The following is a 22,804-nucleotide window of genomic DNA, read 5'->3' as shown; positions in this document are numbered from 1 at the left end:
TATTAAACTATGGTAGTCATTAAAAGAGGTGTTCATTAAAAACAGGCAATCATTAAAAGAGGTGTGGGTTATATATAGGTAGCAAAAGGTTGCATGAGCATAAATAACCCCTTCTATCTATGAATAGATAGGTGATGTGAGCAAATAGTTTATGTAAGCAAATAGGTTGGATAGTCAGTGATAATGACATCGACTTGCCACGCGATCAATTGTTCAATCGTGTTGCTATCATTGACCGTCCACGCACTGATAGGCAAGTTATAGCGATGACAGTGGGCAATGACTGCTTGATTCAGCAGCGGATAGTGAATACCGAGTTGCACACAGCCAAGTTGCAGCGCAGTATTAGATGCCGTGATCAAGGTTTCAGGCGTCCGAATCAATAAACCACGTGGTATGTGCTGCAACAGCTTATTGCGTTGCAGTCCCGCGTGTAGCTCGATATCAAAGCTGGTCAACACGATAGGTAGGTTGGCAAGCGGACTGTCGATTAAATCCGTCATCAAAGCGTTAATTAGCTTGCGGTAATCCGTGCGCTCATGAGTCTTAATCTCAAGCTCAATATAACTAAATCCTTCTAAGGCTGGTGCTATATGCGCTAACGGCGTAATCTTATGGCCAGATTGCTTATTATCCAATTGCGAGTAGCGCTCAATTTCAGCCAGGCTTAACTGATCGATACGTGATTGCTGCGCGCACATACGTTGTAAATTGTCATCGTGAAAGACCATTAAGTGACCATCCGCAGTCAACTGCACATCGAATTCCACACCGGCTAAGCCCGATGTTTGCAGATTTTGCGCAAGCTTAAAACCTGCTACAGTATTTTCTACTGCTTCACCGCGCGCGCCGCGATGGCCCAATAAAAGCGTGTTTTTAAAATTTATCATTATCAATAACTATCAAGTATTTTACCGCCATCATATCGCCTCTAGAAAACTGGGTCTAATAAAATATTTGCCGGATAGCAGATTCATCACTTATATGAGATGCGCCAATAACTTACGCCATTATTTCCCTAGGTATTTGTTGCGTTTTTGCAACCAAACCTCGATTTTAGCCCTAATGTTAGGCGTTATTTGTATATCGATAGGCTACACTGATGACCATTTAATTCAAACACCGTATAATAATGTGGTTTTCAAAACTTGCACGATGACTGTTAATTGTTACGATTGCTAATTGTTAGTTACGATTTTAGCGTGATGGTTTCAGTGTGAGTCTTTGAATGTTAAACAATGTCCATCAGTGGCGGTACGAATCAGTAAATTGGAGCAAAGTAAAGATGAGCGTAGCAAATAAGAGTTTGAGCAAATGGTATAAGGTTGCTGGTATTGGCATCGCCTGCAGTTTAGCGCTGGCTGGCTGTGACCGCTCAGAAAAAGAAGAGACGACGGAGACAGCAGAGCTAACCGAAGACACCACTGCTAGCGAAAACGCTGCTGCTACTGCGGTTAGCTGTGATGACCCGATGGTACAAGATCGCCTCAAATCCGCTTTAAAAAATACGCTCAATCAACAAGGACAAACGCTGGCTGCAAGCTACGCCAACGATGCTGAGATTGGTCTAAATGGCGGCGCTGTCACTGAGAAAACCAATGGTATCGTCATCGATGTCCAAAATGCCGCAGTTTTACAAGCAGCCAATGCCAATGGCATGACCACGTGTCAAGCGAGCGTCAGCATGACCTTGCCAAGTGAAGATTTATATCAAGCGAGCCAACTGCAAGCCGCCAATAATCAGCCAAGCTTGCAGTCTCGTTTAGCCAATGACAATATCCGTATCAATAACAACATGCTAGTTGATGATGCCTTTACTTATGTCGTTGGTACGCAAGGTGGTCAAGTACGTACGCGTATCGCAGGGCAGCCAGCGTTGATTACAGTCGTATCAGAAGTGGTGGCAGGCTCAGTCTTTCAGTCGGCGTTAGAAGAGCAGCGTGCTCAGCGCGCTGCCCAGCAAGCTGAACGTCGCCGTCAAGCTGCGCAAAATAACAACGACAGCCAACCGCGTCAGCCAAGACAAGTCACGCCAGTAACCCCTGTGCGCCCAACTCAACCTGCTACGCCACCGACTGTGAAGCAAAGTAATCAAGATAGCAGCAGTCAAAGCAATAGTAGTCAGAGTAGCAATAGTCAGAACAGTCAAAGCAGTAACCAAGCGGCCGCAACGCCTAGTACGTCAGCGCCTGCGACCCCAGCCACGCCTAAGTCAGTACCTAAAGATGAAAGTATCGACATGGTGATTATTGAAGATAAAAACGCTACTTATTAATAAAATGTCAGTAGTTACTGTTTAAGCCTAGAGTTTGAAATAAAAACGCCCGCAACCATCGTAAGTTGCGGGCGTTTTGCTTGCTAGATTTAGTCTTTGGCTAATAATGTAATGGTTAAGCTTACGCTATTTATTATCAGCGAATTTCTGTAGTACTTGACTGTCCCATAATACTTCAGAAACTTGCTCAGGGTCGGTACAGAAACGGGCGGCAACAAACAGCCAATCAGATAAGCGATTGATAAAGCTGACCGCTGTTGGACGGATTGCTTGTGGGCGCTGCTGTTGCAATAATACTGCTTGACGCTCAGCACGGCGACAGACGGTACGTGCCACATGCAGTTGACTGACAAGCACTGAGCCTGTCGGTAAGATAAAATCTTTCAACGCTGGCAAGGTGCTATTCATCGCATCAATTTGCTGCTCTAACCAGTCGATATGGACGGCGCTCACGCCTTCATATTCTGGCATGGCAAGCTCGCCACCGATATTAAATAGCAAATGCTGAATAATCACTAACGCTTGCGCAAAATCGGCTTCTTTATTTACGTCAGTTGAAGTTTGCGTCAATTGCGCGCGGATTAAACCTATGTGTGAATTGAGCTCATCGATATCACCCATCACGCTAAATAGATTATCCGCTTTACTCACGCGGCTGCCATCTGCCATGCCGGTGGTGCCGTCATCTCCGGTACGTGTATATATTTTGCTTAAACGATTGCCCATGTTTGCATCCTTAGCGGTCGGTGTTTTTTATCATTGCGAGTCTTAGTTGTGCGCTCATTGTAGTATTTTACGAGCATTTTCGCTAAGATAATGGGTTAAGTTTTATATTCTGTGCTCCTTAGGGTCATAATCACGTTAAAATCTTTTATAGATAGACATTTTATGACCACGGAATGCAGTATGGATATGCTCGTTTATTTCTTATACTTTTAATCAAAAGGCTTTTCTACTATGACCACACCTCTTGCAGACGCTATGTCTCAGCTTGCCATCTACGACTCACTTACTGGGCGCAAGCAGTCATTCAAACCGCTTGTTGCGGGCAAAGTCGGCATGTATGTGTGCGGGATGACGGTCTATGATTATTGTCATATCGGTCATGCGCGGATGATGGTTGCCTTTGATATGGCGGTACGCTGGCTGAAACAATTGGGTTATGACGTTAATTATGTGCGTAATATCACCGATATTGATGACAAAATCATCACCCGTGCTGCCGAAAACGGCGAAGAGATTGGCGCATTAACCCAGCGTTTTATTGCAGCGATGCACGAAGACTTTGCGGCGCTTGGTTGCTTATCGCCTGATGCCGAGCCGCGTGCGACCGACCATATCGATGAGATGCAGCAGATGATTGGCAATTTGGTCAGTAATGATTACGCTTACGCTGGCGATAATGGCGATGTTTATTATGCGGTCGATAGCTTCCCTGATTATGGCAAATTATCCAAGCGCAATTTGGACGATATGCAAGCGGGCTCGCGCGTTGATGTCGAAAATGACAAGCGCAATCCGTTTGACTTTGTCCTATGGAAAGCGGCAAAACCTGGTGAGCCACAATGGGCATCGCCATGGGGTCAAGGACGTCCGGGCTGGCATATTGAATGCTCGGCGATGTCGACCAAATGCCTTGGCAATACTTTTGATATTCATGGCGGCGGTCATGATTTACAGTTTCCACATCATGAAAATGAGATAGCACAATCGGAAGCGGCGACGGGCTGCGAGTACGCGCGTAATTGGATGCACGTTGGCTTTATTAATGTCGATGGCGAAAAAATGTCCAAATCTTTGGGTAACTTTGCCACCATTCGTGACGTCATCAAGCATTTCCATCCTGAAACGCTGCGTTTTTTCTTATTATCAAGCCATTACCGCAGCCAAGTAAACTTCTCCGATAGCGCTTTAAATGAAGCACATAATAGCCTAAGCAGGTTATATCAAGCGTTAAAAGCTGCCGAACAACAAAAAGGGCAAGCGCTTATTATCGATGATGAGCTGATAACAGCTGCTTATGAAAGTGCGGCGGGACAAGACTTTATCAAAGCCATGAACGATGATTTTAATAGCTCAACGGCTATTAGTGTATTGTTTGGGTTGGCACGTGATATCAATAAAGCACTTAAGGCGGAAGACGTAGAGGGTGCATGGCAATTGGCGCAGCAGCTTAAAGCCTTGGCGCAGACGCTAAATATATTGCAGCTGCCAGTACAGCAGTTTCTACAAGCGGTCATCGGTGAGGCGCAAGCTGACGGTTTAAGCGATGCGGCTATTGATGGATTAATCATCGAGCGCGCAGATGCCAAAACCAATAAAAACTTCGCCCGTGCTGACGAGATACGCGAGCAGTTAAAGAATGCTGGTATTGAGCTTGAAGACAGCCGCGCGGGTACGACTTGGCGCCGCGCTTAAATCATATTCTCTATTAACCAATTGTATTGATTAACAGTTTGCCCATAAATTAAGTCAGCTTAGCGCTGGCTTTTTTTTGCCCAGTGCATTAGCTTAATCCTATACTTAATGCAGCAGAGCCTTATCGTATGAAACACTCTCATTGGTCTTTGGTTGTTAAAAACCTCCAAATTCTAAATACTGGCAATAATGGTAATATTGGTGATGCTGATATTGTTGGTTTTGATAATCATGAAAAATTTGAGACTTTCAAAAAACTTGAGAGTGTGAATACTATTATGGCTAATGGAAAAAGATTTAATAAGCATTTAAGTATCCGTCACTTTATTCTCAGCATGGCCGTTATTATCCTAAGCATTGTTTATCTGCCTGCTAATGCTGCCAGTACCGATAATACTGCGCCAGAAAACATCGTTGATTATGCCGAGCAACAGATTGATAAGCTGAAAAGAGAAGGCGTGAGCGCCTCTGCTATTGCTGAAGAGATGATTAGTCCGCTTGAGAAAAAAACCGTGCAGCAAGTGGGCGTGCTACAAGGCGATTCTGGTCTGACGGGTGATTATAACGAAGGCTATTATGCATTAAGTACTCTCAATGCAGGCTTGCCGCCCTTATCTGAGCCACCGAATTTATCGACACCACTGGCAACGTTAGAGTTTTTTCAATCAGCGGTTATAAAGCAGCAGTATGACTTGGCCGCTTATGCGCTCAATATGAACTTGATTGATGAAAAGCAACAAAGCAGCCAAGCAATGGATCTAGTCAAACAGCTTGATTTTTTATTGGTAGAAAAAAAGCTTTATGTGTTTGATAAGCTGCCAGATCGCCCAGATGGTTTGATAGAGCCGCCGCTTGGTAGCACGAATAGTATTCAAGGCATTCCTAGGCGTTCGATTCAATTAGGCTATATCGACTATCGCGAGCGCCGCATACCGATACATCTCGAACGCGTTCGCCTCGATGATAGCGCGCCTTTTTGGGTGTTTTCTGCGCAGACCGTAGCCAATATCGATAAGTTATACGAGCAATATCAGCCCGCAAAGTTTGAGCGTTATTTGCCCGACTGGACCAAGTTAAAAGTCTTTGGTATTGCGATTTGGGAATTTATAGCACTATTCATGTTCTTTTCTTTTACCATGGGCGCCGGTTGGCTATTAAGTAAAGCGGCCGGTAAACTGCTCAATTGGTATGTTTTGGATAAAGAAGGCAACCGACTTGGTACTGTTCATCACAACGGGGTGGAAGATTTAGTCAATAAACTGACCGTGCCTTTGACTTTTACCATCAGTTTTTCATCTGTTTATACGTTGGTATCAGGCGGCTTTCCTTATTTAGATGCCTTAGCGTCATCGACACGACCCATTATTTGGATTGGCTTGGTATTTAGTGCCATGTGGCTTGGCATTCGCGCCATTAATTTCTTTGCCAATCGTTATAAAGATTTGCAAATCGAAAATTTAAGCGAAGAGCAGTTTGATAAAGGCCGCAGCCGTCGCACTTATGTGTCTATCTTTCGCCGCGTCTTTATCTTTGTGATGATTTTAGGCGGAATTTGGATAGGGCTGAGTGAATTTACCAATATCGATGGTTTGGGTAAGACCTTACTCACTTCAGCGGGGATTGCCGGCGCGGTGATAGGTATTGCCGCCCAGCCCATTTTAGGCAATATCATCGCAGGGATGCAGGTCGCCATTACCCAGCCGGTGCGTATTGGCGATACGGTGATGATGGAGGGTGAATGGTGTACGATTGAGGATTTAGGCTACACCTATGCGGTACTAAAAACGTGGGATGAGCGCCGCTTGATAGTACCTATGCGTCATTTTATCACTGAGATTGTGGAAAACTGGTCGCATACCGAATCGCATCAAACGTCAGTGATTTATTTGTATGTCGATTATGGCGCTGATATTGACGCCATTCGGCACAAATACATCGAGTTAGTAAAAGACAATGCGCTATGGGACGGTGAAACTGAGCCTGAGCTGTTTACCGTCTCGGTATCAGAAACCACTATTAAGCTACGCTGTAGCCAAGCGGCTAATAGCCCTATTGATGCATGGACACTCGAGTGTGAAGTACGTGAGCAGATGCTAGGCTATTTATATAACGAACAAAAAGAGTATTTACCGGCTGAGCGTTTGATTGTCAAAGCAGGTGATGGTTAAGTTTTTTGTTAAAGATTTAAATCTAATATTTTGGTCTATAACAATGCTATTCGATTGTATTTTAAGCTTCTTAAAGAGTGGTTTTATAAATAAGCAGGGAGGATTAATTAGGATTGCGGTTATAGCAAAATAAGCTGACAAATATGTTATGCGAAGGCTTGCCTTATTTGTTATAATATGGCGTTATTTTTAAGGGATAATTCAGTTATTAAGCATCGTTAATCAGACTTTAGGATGTTTAGAGGCGCTGTATTGGCAAATCTACTTACCCAATCGTTTTATTAGCGCTGATAAATAGATAACGTGCCGAGCGAATGTTGGTATTTAGTGTTTGTTCCTCATGGTTTTATCACAATCCGATGGCTTTATCTTCATTTGCATTTTAGCCGGCTGGTTTTGACAAAACATTCGTTTATCGACTTGATACTGCATTGCCCACCCATCAAAATAACCACCACTAGGGGTCTGTATGTTGCGAATTGTCGATGAAGCCTTAACCTTTGATGACGTTTTATTATTGCCAGCTTATTCTGAAATCCTACCAAAAGCTGCTGATTTAACGACCCGCCTAACCAAAAACATCACGCTAAACTTACCAATGATTTCTGCTGCGATGGATACCGTTACTGAGTCTGACATGGCCATTACCATGGCACAGCTTGGTGGACTGGGTATCTTGCATAAGAGCATGGATATCGATAAGCAGGCCATGCAAGTACGCCGTGTCAAAAAATTCGAAGCAGGTACGGTGGTTGACCCTATCACGGTTCATCCAGAGATGACGATTGGTGAGCTACTAAGATTGACCCAAGATAACAATATCTCAGGTGTGCCTGTGGTTGAGAAGGGCACCGATAAAGTAATCGGTATCGTCACCCACCGCGACTGGCGTTTTGAGACCAATTTGTCATTGCCAGTCAGTCATATCATGACGCCAAAAGATCAGCTGGTCACCGTCAAAGAAGGTGAAAGTAATGAGAATATCAAAAAACTCCTTCATGAGCACCGTATCGAAAAAGTCATTGTGATTAATGATGATTTTCGTTTGCGTGGTCTGATTACGGTCAATGATTTTACCAAAGCAGAAAATAATCCCAATGCTTGTAAAGATGAGCACGGTCGTCTGCGCGTTGGTGCGGCTGTTGGTACGGGCGCTGATACCCAAGCACGTGTTGAAGCCTTGATTGCAGCTGACGTCGATATCATTGTTGTTGATACGGCGCATGGTCATTCAAAAGGCGTGATTGATAAAGTTTCTTGGATTAAAAAGAACTTTCCAAACGTTCAAGTTATCGGCGGTAATATTGCCACTGGTGATGCCGCTTTGGCGTTACGTGATGCTGGTGCGGATGCGGTAAAAGTAGGTATCGGTCCAGGATCTATCTGTACCACGCGCATTATCGCTGGTGTTGGTATGCCACAAATCTCTGCGATTGATAGCGTAGCAAACGCGCTACAAGACAGTATTCCACTGATTGCTGATGGTGGCATTCGCTATTCAGGCGATATGGCAAAAGCCATTGCTGCTGGCGCGTCATGCATCATGGTTGGTTCACTGATGGCGGGCACCGAAGAAGCGCCAGGTGAAGTTGAGCTGTTCCAAGGTCGCTATTATAAAGCCTATCGCGGTATGGGTAGCTTGGGTGCGATGTCAGGTCAAAACGGCTCGTCAGATCGCTATTTCCAAGATGCCAAAGATGGTGTGGAAAAATTGGTACCAGAAGGTATTGAAGGCCGTGTCCCTTATAAAGGTCCAGTTTCTGGCATTGTCAATCAGATGATGGGTGGTCTGCGTTCATCAATGGGTTATACCGGCTGTGCAACCATCGAAGAGATGCGTACTAAGCCACAGTTTGTCAAAGTCACTTCAGCGGGTATGAAAGAATCACACGTCCATGATGTGCAGATTACCAAAGAAGCGCCTAACTACCGTGTCAACTAATAGCATTTTTAACGCTGCCTAAGTGCAAATTTCTGGCTTAGTAGCGTTGTCGTGACGTCGAGATACAAACAGCCAACAATGCCTTGTTATTGTTGGCTGTTTTTTTTGTAAAATACAAGATTGGATTAAGCGTATCTGTATCTGTATCTGTATCTGTATCTGTATCTGTATCTACGGCTATGGGCTATGGGCTATGCGCACGTCTGGTTTTTACTTTTTAACATTGAGGAATAATAATAATGAGCTACTTTGGCACTGATGGTATTCGCGGAAAATTTGGTGAGTTACCCATTACCCCTGATTTTATTTTAAAGTTAGGCTATGTCACGGGGTTGGTGCTGATAGAAAATAATAATAATCCTGCTCGTAAACCCAGTGTGGTCATTGGTAAAGACACGCGTCTATCAGGTTATGTGATTGAAGGCGCGCTGCAAGCGGGTTTTAATGCCGCCGGTGTCGACGTCCATATGCTAGGGCCGCTACCAACGCCTGCTATTGCGCATCTGACGCGTAGCTTTAATGCTGATGCTGGCGTAGTGATTTCAGCCTCGCACAATCCTTATTTTGATAACGGTATTAAATTCTTTTCAGGTGATGGCAAAAAACTCACCGATGAGCTGCAAAATGCCATTAACGATAAATTGACCGCCATTATGGCTGCCTCGGGCAATAACGATGCTCTGATGCCTATTTTAGATCCAGCAAAATTGGGGAAAAATAATCGCATTAATGATGCTAAAGGGCGCTATATTGAGTTTTGCAAAGGCAGCTTTCCTTATCAATACGACTTGGACCATTTAACCGTTGTCGTTGACTGTGCCAATGGCGCAGGCTACAGTGTCGCCCCGCGCGTCATGCGCGAGCTTGGCGCCAATGTCATTGCGATTAACAACAAACCCGATGGTATTAATATCAATGCGAAGTGCGGCTCAACGCATCCTGAAAGTTTGCAAAAAGCCGTACTCGAGCATGAAGCGGATGTCGGTATTGCCTTAGATGGCGATGGTGACCGTATCGTGATGGTCGATGAAGCCGGCGAGTTAGTCGATGGCGATGGCATTTTGTATGTGCTGGCTACCCAAGGTCAAACCAAAGCCAAAGGCGTCGTTGGGACATTGATGAGCAATATGGGCTTAGAATTGGCGTTAAAAGACGCTGACATTGAATTTACCCGTGCAAAAGTAGGCGATCGTTACGTCATGCAAGACCTTGAAGCCAATGGTTGGATATTGGGCGGCGAGCCATCTGGTCATATTTTATGCTTGGATAAAAGCCGTACCGGTGATGCCATTATCGCAGGCTTACAAATACTCGCAGTCATGCAAGCACGTGGTAAAGCGCTTAGTGATTTGACCGAAGGTTTTGAAGTATTACCACAAAAACTGATCAATGTGCGCTTATCGCAAATGCAAGATCCGTTTGAACATGAAGAGCTTGTCAACGCTTTTGATAAAGCCCGCGCCACTTTAGAGGGTCGAGGTCGCCTGCTTATTCGTCAATCAGGTACAGAGCCTATGATTCGAGTCATGGTTGAGTCAGATGATGAGATAGAATGCGATGTGATGGCCAATGATTTGGCCGATAAAATAAAAACGGTTTTAGGCTAAGAAATCTTGGATTAAAAATTCTAGATTGATAGTATTTACGGGTATAGTTTGTATTTAAAAGTATAGCGAGAAACCAGCATGAGTATGGATTTTACCGATCAGCGCCTATCCTATGAGAAAGGTCAGCTTGACCAGCAGTCAGTGCCTGCATCGCCATTTGAGCTGTTAAACGCTTGGATGAATGAGGCTATAGCAGCGCAAGTACCAGAACCGTATGCGATGAGTTTAGCGACGTGCGGGGCGGACAATAAGCCTAGCGTGCGTATTGTCTTGCTGCGTGAAATTACCGATACCGGTATCGTGTTTTATACCAATTACGAAAGCGCCAAGGGTCAAGATATCGCTGAAAATCCCAATGCTGAAGCGTTGTTTTTTTGGCATCAGCTTGAGCGTCAGATTCGTATCAGTGGCAGCATTGCTAAAATAGATGCCAATAAATCGGCCGCTTACTTTCAAAAACGTCCGCACGACAGTCAAGTGGGCGCATGGGTTAGCCAGCCGCAAAGTGGTGAGGTTGCCAATCGCGAGGTCATGGAGCAAACGTTTGAGCAGTTGCAAAATGATTATCCAGCAGACAGTCAAGTACCAACCCCTGAGTTTTGGGGTGGCTATGAGATTACGATTGAGAGCATCGAGTTTTGGCAAGGCCGTGCCAATCGTATGCATGACCGCATTGTTTATACGCAAGATAAGAGTGGCACGGGCGACGCGGCAAAATGGACAACCAAACGCTTGTTACCATAAAATTAGCTCATTTAAGCTAAAATCTACTGAAAATAAGATATTGCAAAAATCAAAAAGCCTCTTTAAACCTAACACGTTAGGCATTTAAAGAGGCTTTTCTTGCGCTGATTTTTAGCCTAATTTCTTGCATTAACTTCTTGCTTTGGTATCGACATTCACTGATACTGACATACCTGGACGTAACCGCGCAAGGTTAGGCTGGTTTTGGTTTAAATCAATTCTAACAGGAACGCGCTGGGCAATTTTGATATAGTTACCCGTCGCAGGGTTGGCCGCGCCCGCGCTAAATTCGCTGCCCGTTGCAGGCGAGATATTACTGACATGACCGCGAAATTTGGCACCGCCAAGGGCATCAACATGAATGGTGGCGGGCTCACCGATACGCATATTGGCTACTTGCGTTTCTTTAAAGTTGGCAATAATCCATACGCCTTTTGGTACGATATACATCAGCTGCGTACCTGCGCTCACGTATTGTCCTTCTTTGACACTGATTTGACTCAGCTGCCCAGATTCCGGTGCCTTAATAACGGTATTATCTAAATTAATCTGAGCTTGCTTGGCACCGGCATCTGCACTCTTAATATTGGCATCTAAAGATGAGCGGCTACCGCTGGTCTTCTCGCTTGCCTCACGAGCCACTTGTAAATTCGCTTCTGCTTGTTGCACGTTGGCCTGCGCTTTTGCAAGTTGCGCTTTGATATGCGCCACTTCTGCCTTTGATACCGCGCCGATAGCGTCTAAACCTTGATAGCGTTTGACATCTTCACGCGCACTGTCGACGCTGACTTTAGCACTATATAAGTCCGCCTCGCGTGCTTCGATTTGCGCTTGGCTGGTTCCTGTATCCTGCGCATTACTAGCGCGATTGGTCACAGCGATTTCAATGTTTGCCTGCGCTTGCTCAAGCTGCTGTCTAAAAGTACGATCGTCTATTTTGATTAATAAATCACCTTCTTTAACATTGGCAAAATCCTCAACCGCCACCTCAGTCACGTAGCCAGATACTTGCGGACTAATAATAGTGGTTTGTCCTTTAATAAAGGCATTATTGGTCTGCTGGACCGTCGGAGTAAAGGGCGGCAGCTTCCAAGCATACAAAATTAATGCCACGCCAATCACAATCAAGGCGATTAGTATGCCTAAATTTAAATAAGATTTCTTCTTTGGCGACCAGCCGTCGCTGCTAGGAATAGGCTCCTTTGGCGGCATAGGCGGCATGGACGACTCATCACTGTCAGTAAGACTCTCATTAACAGTACTCTCGTCATTAACAATACTCTCATCATTTACGAGCCTGTCGTTAGCTGATTTATCTATATTGACCGCAGCACTTGGATGATTTGTTGCATCAGGAGCATGAGTGTCGTTGGTTAGCGCGTCAGAGGCAGGCTTAGGGTTTTGGTTAAGCTCATCAGATTTTTCTTGACTCATGCCGCGCTCCTAAAGTTTGAATAGTTATCATAAGTTTTTTGCATTAATTAATATGTTAAGTGGCATTTTTAAATGAAGAAAATGCTTTAATTATTCGGGCTATTTTGCTTCGCGCATTTTTGCAATCGCTGCCAATTCTTTAGCCAATGGATTACGTTTATGGTAGCGATGATACAAGTAATTTAGTAATAAAATCAGCGTTGTGATGGAGGCGATAGTTGCCATAAGAAAAAATAAATCAGCATAGGCGGCGACAGTCGCTTGGCGCTGAATACCTTGCAATACTTGTCCCATCGCTGCGACATTTGCTTGATTGGCATCCGTGATTTGGGTAGATAATATACGTCCTGCGCCTGCAACTTGTGCCATTAAGGCCGGGTCGCCCAAATTAAGCGAGCTGACCATATCAGCGTAGTGTATCTGTGTACGTATGGTGGTAAACGCTTGAATCGCTGCCGCGCCTGCAAGTCCGCCAATGGTCTGCGAGATGCTAAAAATAACCGAAAAACTAATAATGTAAGCGGGGCCGTTAGCGATAGCGCGAAACATCCCTTCAAAAACCATGGGACCCATAAAGTAAACGGCAGCAAAGGCAATCATAAATTGACTGACATAAAACATATAAGGGGCAGAATTTAGCGAAATAACTGTATCTAGCCATGCGCCAACCGCAATCAGGGCGACAGCGAAAATGACTGGACGGCGTAAATCCATCGCATTGGTCCTAAAAATACTGATGACCAAGGCCAGAACGCTGGCGGCAAGTATCACCGCATAAAAGGTAATCAACTGATCATTTCCGTAGCCCAAATTGGCCAGTAAGCCTGCTGCACCGACATTTTGCTCGGATAATAAAATACGCATCACCGCGCCGGTTATCGTAAAAGCGATGATATTGCGGCTACGCATCCAGCGCACTTGTAACATTGGGTTTTTACGGTGCGTTTCAATCCATAAAGCGATGCTAATCGTCACCACCGCAATGATGAGCGGATAGCTCAGCCAAGGTGTCGTCCACCACTGGATACGCCCTTGAACCAAAAAGACTGCTAACGCTGCAAGTCCGCTGGCAAAAAACGCAAAGCTTAAAAAATCCAGTTTTTCGAATACTTTTTCGGTATTGCCGGGTGGTAGCTCTAAGATATTAATCAGGGCAAAGCAAATCAGGGTTAAGCCCAATTCAAACAAAAATAGCGTTTCAAGCTGGCCATCGACCGCAAGATATGGCGAGATAATCCTTGAGAGAGGAATGCCAAATTGTACTAAGCCAAACCCCAAAATCAGACCGCTAATGCGTTTGGCGGTTGGCATACCTTGCAGGCAATAAAAAATAGCCAATACCGTCATGGCACTAGCAACCATACCGCTTAAGCCGCGGGCGATGATTTCTATATAATAAGGCTCAATGATAATAGCGCTGGTGTCTAAGAGATGGCTACTGACCAACCATTGTAAACTGGTGGCCGCCAACAGTGAGAACAGGGTGATTTTGCTAAAGAGCGCCATACCAAATTGCTGACGGATTTTGTATAGCAGCACGGTGATACAAGCATTGGTCATATTATAGGCGACCGATATCCAGCCACCTTCGACTGGCGTCAAGCCCATTTCACCTTGGATTTGGGTCAGATTTGCCACCAATAAACCATTTTGAAAGCTGGCGGTGATGCCAATAAAAATACCAATCAATAGATAAAATACTTTGCGGCGCGTAGGATGGTCGGGTGTGGCGGGCGAACCCACCATAAAGGGTTGTTCGTGCGGTTTGAATTGGTATTCATTGCTCATTGTCTATCGCCACCTGCTAAAAGTAGAAAGATAAAGTGACATCGTAGGATTCCTAGACGAGCAATAATTGGACGAGCTATTATCAAATTGAGCCATAAGTGCTTCATTTAGTAGCTATAAATAGTAGCTATAAAAAATAAAAAACAGTCAAATGACTGTTTGCATCATTTTATCATGATTTCAATTTGAGACTATTTAGTGATTGTACTTTTTTAGTTTAAAAAGGTGAGAGCGTCATAGTTATTTTTATGTTTAAAGATATAAATAATTCCACTTTTATTTAGAGTTTTTGCTCGAAGATCTTCTTAGCTAAACTTAATTTTACAAGTAACAAATGTCGATTTTTTATAAATATGGCGCTTGACTGAGCTAAGCTCTGGGTACAAACTATGATGCTGATACATCCTCTTTTTTAGAGGCATAATAACAGTATTATAAGAAATACAAGGTCGTATTTAATGGTCGTTACAAGGAAAGTAAAATGGATTTTGCCCACATTATTCCGCCGAAAGCTCCGAGTGCGTGGCTTGATATGGACGCGCTCGATCATAATATAACACTGGTCAACCAAAAAACTAAGTCTGTTCAACTACGCTTGGCGACCAAATCTATTCGCTCTATCGATGTTCTGCGCTATATCAAAGACAATTCTCCTCACTTTATCGGTCTGATGTCCTATGCTGCCGATGAGTCACTGTATTTGTTAGAAAATGGCTTTGATAATATCCTTTGCGCTTATCCAACCTTAGATATGGCGAGCGTCGCGGCAACGTTTGACTATACCAAACAGGGCGCGACCATGATTTGGATGGTTGATCGCCCTGAGCATGTTGATGTACTTAATGAAGTCGGCAAAATTCATGATGTTGTTATTGATGTTTGTCTCGATATCAATATGTCGATGCCGCTGCCAAAGCTCTATTTTGGTACCAAGCGCTCAGCCTTAATGAGCATAAAAGACGTTAAAAGACTCTTAAAGCATATCAAAAAATGCAGCCATATTAATGTCAGTGCGGCAATGGGTTATGAGGCACAAATCGCTGGTTTGCCTGAGCATTTACCGGGTAAAGCCTTATTGTCGCCAGCCATCCGCTTATTAAAAAGCCGCTCACAAAAACAAGTTAGTAAACGTCGCCGCTCCATCGTTGAATATCTCAATAAACAAGGTTATACCTTGAAGCTCGTCAACGGTGGCGGTAGCGGTAGTATGGATTTTACTTCAAGTCAGCCTGAAGTGAGCGAGATAACCGTGGGTTCTGCGTATTATAAACCGGCTTATTTCGATTATATGGATAGCATGCATGAGTTTCAGCCAGCCGCTGGATTTGTGCTGCCCTTGACGCGTCAACCTGAAAAAGGTGTGATTACTTGTCATAGCGGCGGCTTTATTGCCTCAGGTGCGACAGGCGCGGACAAAGCGCCAGTGATACATTATCCAGAATATTTATCCTTATTAAACGATGAAGGCTTTGGTGAAGTACAAACGCCGATGGCCATCTCTAAAACGAAAAAGAATGGCAACGCACCTCGTCTTAGTATCGGTGATGTGGTTTGGTGCCGCCATGCAAAGGCAGGCGAGCTGTGTGAACATTTTAATGAGCTTATTTGTTATCGACAGTCTGCTCAATCTACAACAGATGGTTTTGCAAGAAGCGAAGGAACGCGTCCAATAATAAATACAAAAACCAAAAACCAAATAATGACAACCTACCGAGGAGAGGGCAAATGTTTTCATTAAGACTGTGGCAAGGAAGCAATGAATGGCAAAATTGGGTCGGTTATGAACGTGCTACCCCTGAGCAAAAACTTACTCCCTCATCGGTTGCAGAGCTACAAGATATCGTTAAAAACGCCCGGGCAAATAAAAAGCGCGTTAGAGTCACGGGCGCGGCGCATTCGTTTAGTGGTTGCGCGAAACCTGAAGAAATTGCCGTCAGTTTGCATAATATGCGCGGTCTTATCTCGGTGGATAAAGACGCAAAGCTTGCTACTTTACATGCTGGCACCTATTTATATGAAATTGGCGCCGCCCTTAAAGAACATGGTTTGGCGTTAGAAAATATGGGCGATGTGCAAGCGCAAACTATCGCTGGTGCTGCTAGTACGGCGACCCATGGCACAGGAATTACTTTAGGCTCCATTGCAAATCAAGTGGTGACGTGGGAATGGGTCGATGGTAAAGGAGAAGTACATACCCATCATCGCGGCGATCCGAAAACCGATGAGTTGGGTAATGCCTTGCATGCAAGCCTTGGTATGCTTGGTATTTTTACCAAATTAACCCTTAGAGTAGTCGACCTATACGGGCTTAAAGAAGCCAATGAGGTGTTAGGTTTTGAAGAAGGATTGGCGCGCTTTCATGAAACGGCGCATAGCCATCGTCATCTAGAATGGTTTTTATTTCCCGGTACCAATAAAATTCAGCAAAAGACGCTGTCGGTGATAGCGCCCAAAGCCATGACGGGCACACAAAAGCTTAAAGACCATTTTGATAGCGTTGTTACCCTTAACGGCGCTTTTTATGTGCTGTGTGAGCTGGCTCGTATGAAGCCGTCGCTGACCCAAAAGGTGAGTGAAATCTCCGCAAACTCTATCCCTAATACCAAGCGTGAAGGTTATAGCTATGAGGTGTTTCCGACACCGCGCGGCGTCAAGTTCAATGAGTCTGAGTACTTTATTAAGCTATCTGATTTTGATGAATGTATCTCGGAGGTCAATCATATTTTATTAAAAGACAATAAAGGCTCGCACTTTCCCATCGAAGTGCGCACGCATAAAGGTGAGACCGGTATGCTCAGTCCAACGCAGGGAGAGGATTGCGCGGTATTGTCATTCCATGTCTATAAAGGCATGGACTGTGAGCCGTTATTTAAATGGCTATATGATTATATGAAAAAATGGCAGGGTCGACCGCATTGGGGTAAAGTAAATAAATTGAACCATGTGGAGCTACAAAATCTGTATCCAAAGCTCAATCGCTTTTTAGAGATTCGCCGAGAGTTTGACCCTGATAATGTCTTTATGAATAGCTGGCTTGAGCAAAAATTTTGTATTTAAAGTATTCATAAATAACTCAAGTTTCAATCAGGCATAAAAAAACAGCTCTTAAAGAGCTGTTTTTTTATATTAAACAATAAAAATTATTTGGCTTAACGCTTTATAGAGTCATCGTAATTGGCTTCCAAACGCATCGCACGCTGATAGCTATCTATACTCGCCAGTTGTAGCGCATATTGCTTGATATGCATATAGTCTTGTAACGCCCCACGATGCGCGAGCATGATTAAGTCAAATGCCAGCATAAAGTCAGCACCGCTTAATTTGTTGCCGATGATAAATGCTTTGTCTTTGACTTCATCATTTAAGTAGCTCAGTACTTTGTGCTTTTCTGCGCTGATATAACCCGCCAAGAATTCATTATCGCCAACGCCTGCCTTAGTGGTAAACAGCTCAAGCAGTAGCGGTAACATAAGCGAGCTTTCAGCAAAGTGAATCCACTGCAAATAATGACCATACTCTGCACTATCGGTAGCAGGGCGCAGGCGCTCGGGGGCAAAACGCTCAATCAACATCTCGATAATCGCCCCTGATTCGGCATAAAGCTCGCCATGCATCTCAATAACCGGAGACTTACCGAGGGGGTGGATTGCTTTTAGACTGTCTGGTGCTAGATGCGTTTTGGTATCACGCTGATGGCTAATCAGCTCATAAGGTTGCCCCAATTCTTCTAATAGCCATAGCGTACGCAGTGAGCGCGATTGATTAAGATGATGTAAGCGAATCATGATATTAGCCTTTTTACGATGTTTTTATATTATGCTTGCAGCTTAGCAAGTAAACGTTTAGCGGCTTCTTCTGATGACGCTGGGTTTTGACCGGTAATTAATAGACCGTCTTCAACGACATACGATTCCCAATCCGCGCCTTTTTCGTAGTGACCGCCATTGGCTTTTAACACGTCTTCCAATAAGAAAGGTACAACGTCAGTCAGGCCAACACCTTCTTCTTCAGTATTGGTAAAGCCAGTGACCTTTTTACCTTTGACCAAATACTCGCCATCGATTTTGACGTTTTTAAGCGCGGCAGGAGAGTGGCAAACAAAGGCAACAGGCTTGTCTTGCTTAACAAAGGTTTCAATTAACTCGATAGAGTTTTTATCAACTGCCAAGTCCCATAATGGACCATGACCACCTGGATAAAAGACGGAGTCAAAGTCTTCAGCTTTTACTTCAGCAAGCTTTTTGGTATTGGCAAGACGCTCTTGAGCTTCACTGTCTTCTTTAAAACGTTTGGTATCTTTGGTTTGTGCATCTGGTGTATCACTACTAGGGTCAAGAGGTGGTTGACCGCCAGCAGGAGAAGCTAGAGTAACATTGACGCCAGCATCCAAGAAAGCATAGTAAGGGGCGGCAAATTCTTCTAGCCAAAAGCCGGTTTTTTTGCCTGTATCACCCAATTTATCGTGTGAGGTTAGTACCATTAAAATATTCATAATTGTCCTTATTTATTATTTGTATTGTTTGCTAGGTTTTAATGCTAATTTAATACCAAGTTCAGATATGTCGCAGCCAGCTTTGCTAAAGCTATGCAAAGACCATGATAAAGCTACTTTGCTAAAAACTGGCTGCTAACAGTATTAATGTTTTAAGCATTATTTTCAGTAGCTGTCTTAACGTATTATGTTGTTAAGTGGTTATCTGAAAGTTATTTAAAACTGGCTACTTTATACCTTTATATAAGTCGCTTGATATGAACTACTGAACGTCAGCAACTTTAACCACGGTTTTACCGAAGTTTTTACCCTCTAGCATATCAAAGAAAGCTTGTGGTGCTTGTGCTAAGCCATCCACGATATGCTCTTTAGTTTTAACTTTACCTGATTCAACCCATTCGCCCATGGTTTTTAAGAATTCTGGGAAATGGTCGCCGTATTCTTCAAAGATGATAAAGCCTTTGATGGTCAGGCGCTGACTGAGAATATGACCCATCAACATACCTAGGCGGTCTTTGCCGTCAGGAAGCTCGGTGGCGTTATATTGTGAAACCAAGCCGCACACTGGAATACGTGCATGGGCATTTAATAGCGGTAATACGCCATCGAATACCTTGCCACCGACGTTTTCATAATAGATATCGATACCATCTGGGCAAGCGTTTTTAAGCTGCTCGGCAAAGTCGTCGGCTTTATGATCGATACAAACATCAAAGCCCAACTCTTCGACCGCATAGTCGCATTTTTCCGCACCGCCTGCGACACCGACCGTACGTAAGCCTAAATGATTACCGACTTGTCCAACCGTTGCGCCAACAGGGCCTGTTGCTGCTGCCACGACTAAGGTTTCGCCTTTTTTTGGTTTACCGATATCGGTTAAACCCATATAACCGGTGAAACCTGGCATACCGAGAACACCAAGACCATAAGAAGGATTGGACATATTTTTATCAAGTTTTAGCACGCCTTCGCCATCACTGACGCTATAATCCTGCCAACCTGAATTTGATACGACCAAATCCCCAACAGCAAATTTATCGATATTAGACTCGACAACTTGTGCAACCGTGCCGCCTAGCATGACATCGCCGACTTCTAATGGGTCAGCATAGCTTTTAGAAGCACTCATACGCCCGCGCATATACGGGTCAAGTGACATATATACGGTACGCAGTAGCATTTGCTTGTCGTTAGGAGTAGGGATGTCGCTAGTAGTTAGCTCGAAATTATCACTGGTTGGCGCGCCATTGGGACGGCTAGCAAGTTTGATTTGACGGTTTTGTTTTTGGTTTTGTTGGGTATTAAAATTATTATCAAAGCTCATGTTAAAGCTCCTTATTCTAGTTATTGGTTGTAGTTATTCATTTTCGTTTTAAAGTTTTAAGATTTTAAAGTCAGTAGCCACGCCAAAGTGAATGGCTACCGATTGTTGTGACAATAAAAAATTATAAGTTTTTTGACGATTAAGCTTTACTGGTAACGGCGCGTTCTAAAATGCGGCGTGATACAGCTAAGTCATTTTTGCCATGTTCACCCAGTTTCACCATGTTATGTGCTTCAAGTTGCTTGATGATAGGGTCAATGGCTGACTCGGTTAATTCTGCATCTTCTAAGCTAACTGGCAATCCAAGCTCGCGGAAGAAGTTCTCAGTATGAACAATAGCAGTTTCGATGATGGTGTCATCGTCTAGTTGTGTACCGGTATCGTTATTATTGATACCCCAAACGTTACGCGCATACTGAAGCAGTTTGTCTTTTTTGCTGTCTTTAAGCTCACGCAACACTGATGGCAATACAATCGTTAGCGTACGGGCATGGTCAATCGCATGCAGTGAGGTCAGTTCATGACCAATCATATGCGTCGTCCAATCTTGCGGCACACCAGTACCAATCAGACCATTCAACGCCATGGTTGCTGTCCACATGATGTTTTTACGCGTTTCTAAATTTTCTGGATCTGCTTTGACCGCGGCGCCTTCTTCAATCAGAATTTTAAGCAAGCTCTCAGAAAAGGCATCTTGAACTTTCGCATTGACTGGATAGGTGAGGTACTGCTCCATCACATGGACAAAAGCATCCGCAACACCGTTCATTACTTGGCGCTCAGGTAAGGTCAAGGTTTTAGCAGGGTCTAAAATTGAGAATTTAGGGAAGGCAAGTGGGTTACCAAATGGTAGTTTTGCTTGACGTTCGCTGTAATTAATCACGCCGCCTGAGTTCATCTCAGAACCTGTCGCTGGAATGGTCAGAACCGCGCCCAAATCAATCGCTGAATCGATATTTTTGCAATAACTGGTCAGCGCATCCCATGCTTTTTCACGAGAAACCGTACCATCGGTGCTACCATCTTCAGTTAATGAAGAGATAAGCGCGACAAATTTACTGCCATCGATGACTGAACCGCCACCAACCGCTAGTAAGAAATCAATATTATGCTCATTCACCATATCAGCGGCTTTTAGCAAGGTGGTGAATTCTGGGTTAGCTTCAATACCACCAAACTCAAATACTTCACGTTTGCCATTTGCTGCTAGCGCATTCTTTACTTCATCTAACGTACCAGTACGCTGCGCTGAACCGCCACCATAAGTGATTAACACGCGCGCCTCTGTTGGCACTAGCTCCGATAGTTGTTTGATTTGACCTTCGCCAAAGACGATACGGACGGGATTGTAATATTGAAAGTTATTCATAATATTCCTAGTTTCTAATGATAAAGAGATAAGTTGTGATGTAAGTGCTAATGAATGACGTCTTTTATATCGGATATGCGTCATAGCGATTATTGCCATCTGTGCGCATTGTACATGAATTAGACCGGTCGTCTAGTTATTTTTTTATTAATTTTACAAAACTATCGTATAACTGAAAGTTCTTAGTATTTTATTGATAATTGCTTATTGGCGATTGAAAGCCCTCAATCAACGTTATACGTTAGTACTAACAGTTGGGTATTAACGAGAAGGTATTAATGGCTAGGTTGCTATGGTTAAGGGAGTAGCTAATAAGGTAGCTACTAGCTCAGCATTAACAACCTAGATAGTCGCGATATCAAGTTTATTGAAATCGGTTTTAGGGTATTGAATTTATTAGCATTAATTTTATTTACACAGCGTTTAGCGACCAAGCTGCGAGGTGGTCATCAGCCAAACTTCTGCTAATGGCGTATCGGTTTGACTGATCTTAGCGACTAAGCTGGCACCCAACCAAGCAAAGTACCAACGCTTGGCCATACTTTCGGCGGCGATATTGTCAGGGTGAGGTATAGAACCATCTGCCCAACCTGCTTTTATTTGCACAGCAATCCAGTTGATGGTTTGTTGATAACCAGCATACAGAGCCTTACGCATGGTTTCTGAGATATCAGCCACTTCTGCACTGAGTTTTACTACCAAGCATTTCTCATGGTCACAGCCCTTTTGCTGGGTGTCATACCAGTTTTGAAAATAGTTATAAATCTTTTGTTGTGCACTGATTTTTTCAGCAGTAATCGCCTCGAGGCGATTTTTATAGTTGTCAAAATAGTGCTCGATGATGGCTTCACCAAAGGCTTCTTTTGATGCAAAGTAATGATAAAAGGAGCCTTTTGGCACACCAGCAGTATCAAGTATTTGTTTGATACCGACTGCGGTAAAACCTTTTTGCGCAATGAGTTGATAGCCGATGGCTAACAGATGCGCTCTGGTATCTAATGGAGCAGTGGTTGTAATAGCGGACATGAAGAGGATGTTCTCCTTAGATCTTTATGTGGTTATGTCATTAAATGGTGATGTCGTTAAATTAAGTCAGATAAAGCAGGGCTTCAAAGGTACTTTTTTAATCGAAAGAAAAATAATAATTTTGAGTGTTACGTTTTTTCAACAATACTTAGTGATAAATGATTCTTGTTTTTATGCTGACTATGTTAGCATTAGACCAGTCGTCTAGCAAGTTACG

The 22,804-nt window shown here is 43.8% G+C and carries 17 protein-coding genes; 8 read left to right on the top strand and 9 right to left on the bottom strand.

Going from position 1 to position 22,804, the window contains the following annotated elements; translation table 11 throughout:
• Positions 1-149: 149 nt before the first annotated feature.
• Positions 150-890, bottom strand: coding sequence for a glycerophosphodiester phosphodiesterase (locus PG901_RS11905; RefSeq protein ID WP_271134533.1), 741 nt, complete (start codon positions 888-890; stop codon positions 150-152).
• Positions 891-1,285: 395 nt separating this feature from the next.
• On the opposite strand from PG901_RS11905, the gene PG901_RS11900 reads away from it, so the two are divergent.
• Positions 1,286-2,275 carry a hypothetical protein gene (locus tag PG901_RS11900; protein WP_271134532.1) on the top strand — a complete coding sequence of 330 codons (990 nt, stop codon included), beginning with the start codon at positions 1,286-1,288 and terminating at the stop codon, positions 2,273-2,275.
• 126 nt (positions 2,276-2,401) lie between these two features.
• Here the strand turns inward: PG901_RS11900 and PG901_RS11895 are convergent, their stop codons facing one another.
• Positions 2,402-3,001: a cob(I)yrinic acid a,c-diamide adenosyltransferase gene (locus PG901_RS11895; protein ID WP_201629031.1), complete on the bottom strand. Its 600-nt coding sequence runs from the start codon at positions 2,999-3,001 to the stop codon at positions 2,402-2,404.
• 231 nt (positions 3,002-3,232) lie between these two features.
• On the opposite strand from PG901_RS11895, the gene cysS reads away from it, so the two are divergent.
• The 5 genes from cysS (at position 3,233) to pdxH (ending at position 11,154) form a co-directional block, all read left to right on the top strand.
• Positions 3,233-4,693: a cysteine--tRNA ligase gene (cysS, locus tag PG901_RS11890; protein ID WP_271134531.1), complete on the top strand. Its 1,461-nt coding sequence runs from the start codon at positions 3,233-3,235 to the stop codon at positions 4,691-4,693.
• A 128-nt stretch (positions 4,694-4,821) separates the two neighbouring features.
• Positions 4,822-6,861, top strand: a complete 2,040-nt coding sequence (locus PG901_RS11885) for a mechanosensitive ion channel family protein (RefSeq protein ID WP_271134530.1) — start codon at positions 4,822-4,824, stop codon at positions 6,859-6,861.
• Between the two features lie 469 nt (positions 6,862-7,330).
• Entirely contained in the window at positions 7,331-8,803 is a 1,473-nt protein-coding gene (gene guaB / locus PG901_RS11880; protein ID WP_201565811.1) for an IMP dehydrogenase, read from the top strand.
• Between the two features lie 239 nt (positions 8,804-9,042).
• Positions 9,043-10,410, top strand: coding sequence for a phosphoglucosamine mutase (glmM, locus tag PG901_RS11875; RefSeq protein WP_271134529.1), 1,368 nt, complete (start codon positions 9,043-9,045; stop codon positions 10,408-10,410).
• A gap of 84 nt (positions 10,411-10,494) precedes the next feature.
• Positions 10,495-11,154, top strand: a complete 660-nt coding sequence (pdxH, locus tag PG901_RS11870; RefSeq protein WP_271134547.1) for a pyridoxamine 5'-phosphate oxidase — start codon at positions 10,495-10,497, stop codon at positions 11,152-11,154.
• Between the two features lie 129 nt (positions 11,155-11,283).
• Here pdxH and PG901_RS11865 read toward each other — a convergent pair whose 3' ends face one another.
• Positions 11,284-12,588: an HlyD family secretion protein gene (locus PG901_RS11865; protein ID WP_271134528.1), complete on the bottom strand. Its 1,305-nt coding sequence runs from the start codon at positions 12,586-12,588 to the stop codon at positions 11,284-11,286.
• Positions 12,589-12,687: 99 nt separating this feature from the next.
• The gene (locus tag PG901_RS11860) at positions 12,688-14,376 is read right to left on the bottom strand and encodes an MFS transporter (protein WP_271134527.1); all 1,689 of its coding nucleotides are present in this window, start codon (positions 14,374-14,376) and stop codon (positions 12,688-12,690) included.
• A gap of 481 nt (positions 14,377-14,857) precedes the next feature.
• Here PG901_RS11860 and PG901_RS11855 point away from each other — a divergent pair, with 481 nt between their 5' ends.
• Both PG901_RS11855 and PG901_RS11850 read left to right on the top strand, forming a co-directional pair.
• Complete coding sequence (locus PG901_RS11855) at positions 14,858-16,114, top strand: alanine racemase (protein ID WP_271134526.1); 1,257 nt, start codon at positions 14,858-14,860, stop codon at positions 16,112-16,114.
• Positions 16,102-17,433 (top strand): D-arabinono-1,4-lactone oxidase, encoded by a 1,332-nt coding sequence (locus tag PG901_RS11850; RefSeq protein WP_271134525.1) that lies wholly within the window; start codon positions 16,102-16,104, stop codon positions 17,431-17,433. Before PG901_RS11855 ends, PG901_RS11850 begins: the two co-directional genes overlap by 13 nt.
• Positions 17,434-17,525: 92 nt before the next feature.
• On the opposite strand, the gene PG901_RS11845 is transcribed toward PG901_RS11850, so the two are convergent.
• From PG901_RS11845 to PG901_RS11825, 5 genes are all read right to left on the bottom strand, one after another.
• Positions 17,526-18,161: a glutathione S-transferase family protein gene (locus PG901_RS11845; protein WP_271134524.1), complete on the bottom strand. Its 636-nt coding sequence runs from the start codon at positions 18,159-18,161 to the stop codon at positions 17,526-17,528.
• A 29-nt stretch (positions 18,162-18,190) separates the two neighbouring features.
• Positions 18,191-18,868, bottom strand: coding sequence for a type 1 glutamine amidotransferase domain-containing protein (locus PG901_RS11840; RefSeq protein WP_201565821.1), 678 nt, complete (start codon positions 18,866-18,868; stop codon positions 18,191-18,193).
• Between the two features lie 262 nt (positions 18,869-19,130).
• Positions 19,131-20,192: an NADP-dependent oxidoreductase gene (locus tag PG901_RS11835; RefSeq protein WP_271134523.1), complete on the bottom strand. Its 1,062-nt coding sequence runs from the start codon at positions 20,190-20,192 to the stop codon at positions 19,131-19,133.
• Positions 20,193-20,331: 139 nt separating this feature from the next.
• Positions 20,332-21,561, bottom strand: a complete 1,230-nt coding sequence (locus PG901_RS11830; protein ID WP_201565825.1) for an iron-containing alcohol dehydrogenase — start codon at positions 21,559-21,561, stop codon at positions 20,332-20,334.
• Between the two features lie 423 nt (positions 21,562-21,984).
• Positions 21,985-22,587: a TetR/AcrR family transcriptional regulator gene (locus PG901_RS11825; protein ID WP_271134522.1), complete on the bottom strand. Its 603-nt coding sequence runs from the start codon at positions 22,585-22,587 to the stop codon at positions 21,985-21,987.
• Positions 22,588-22,804 lie beyond the last annotated feature (217 nt).

The sequence above is a fragment of the Psychrobacter sp. ANT_H3 genome (assembly GCF_027919975.1).
Lineage (GTDB): Bacteria > Pseudomonadota > Gammaproteobacteria > Pseudomonadales > Moraxellaceae > Psychrobacter > Psychrobacter maritimus.
The sequence above is the reverse complement of the archived record's forward strand: the minus strand, read 5'-3'. Positions and strand labels throughout refer to the sequence as shown.

What these genes read in the sequence shown, in the direction of transcription:
- pdxH (WP_271134547.1), top strand. Translation starts at nt 10,495, where the DNA reads ATGGATTTTACCGATCAGCGCCTATCCTATGAGAAAGGTCAGCTTGAC.
- PG901_RS11845 (WP_271134524.1), bottom strand. Translation starts at nt 18,161, where the DNA reads ATGATTCGCTTACATCATCTTAATCAATCGCGCTCACTGCGTACGCTA.
- PG901_RS11885 (WP_271134530.1), top strand. Translation starts at nt 4,822, where the DNA reads ATGAAACACTCTCATTGGTCTTTGGTTGTTAAAAACCTCCAAATTCTA.
- glmM (WP_271134529.1), top strand. Translation starts at nt 9,043, where the DNA reads ATGAGCTACTTTGGCACTGATGGTATTCGCGGAAAATTTGGTGAGTTA.
- PG901_RS11835 (WP_271134523.1), bottom strand. Translation starts at nt 20,192, where the DNA reads ATGAGCTTTGATAATAATTTTAATACCCAACAAAACCAAAAACAAAAC.
- PG901_RS11905 (WP_271134533.1), bottom strand. Translation starts at nt 890, where the DNA reads ATGATAAATTTTAAAAACACGCTTTTATTGGGCCATCGCGGCGCGCGC.
- PG901_RS11860 (WP_271134527.1), bottom strand. Translation starts at nt 14,376, where the DNA reads ATGAGCAATGAATACCAATTCAAACCGCACGAACAACCCTTTATGGTG.
- guaB (WP_201565811.1), top strand. Translation starts at nt 7,331, where the DNA reads ATGTTGCGAATTGTCGATGAAGCCTTAACCTTTGATGACGTTTTATTA.
- PG901_RS11825 (WP_271134522.1), bottom strand. Translation starts at nt 22,587, where the DNA reads ATGTCCGCTATTACAACCACTGCTCCATTAGATACCAGAGCGCATCTG.
- PG901_RS11900 (WP_271134532.1), top strand. Translation starts at nt 1,286, where the DNA reads ATGAGCGTAGCAAATAAGAGTTTGAGCAAATGGTATAAGGTTGCTGGT.
- PG901_RS11855 (WP_271134526.1), top strand. Translation starts at nt 14,858, where the DNA reads ATGGATTTTGCCCACATTATTCCGCCGAAAGCTCCGAGTGCGTGGCTT.
- PG901_RS11850 (WP_271134525.1), top strand. Translation starts at nt 16,102, where the DNA reads ATGTTTTCATTAAGACTGTGGCAAGGAAGCAATGAATGGCAAAATTGG.
- PG901_RS11830 (WP_201565825.1), bottom strand. Translation starts at nt 21,561, where the DNA reads ATGAATAACTTTCAATATTACAATCCCGTCCGTATCGTCTTTGGCGAA.
- PG901_RS11840 (WP_201565821.1), bottom strand. Translation starts at nt 18,868, where the DNA reads ATGAATATTTTAATGGTACTAACCTCACACGATAAATTGGGTGATACA.
- PG901_RS11865 (WP_271134528.1), bottom strand. Translation starts at nt 12,588, where the DNA reads ATGAGTCAAGAAAAATCTGATGAGCTTAACCAAAACCCTAAGCCTGCC.
- cysS (WP_271134531.1), top strand. Translation starts at nt 3,233, where the DNA reads ATGACCACACCTCTTGCAGACGCTATGTCTCAGCTTGCCATCTACGAC.
- PG901_RS11895 (WP_201629031.1), bottom strand. Translation starts at nt 3,001, where the DNA reads ATGGGCAATCGTTTAAGCAAAATATATACACGTACCGGAGATGACGGC.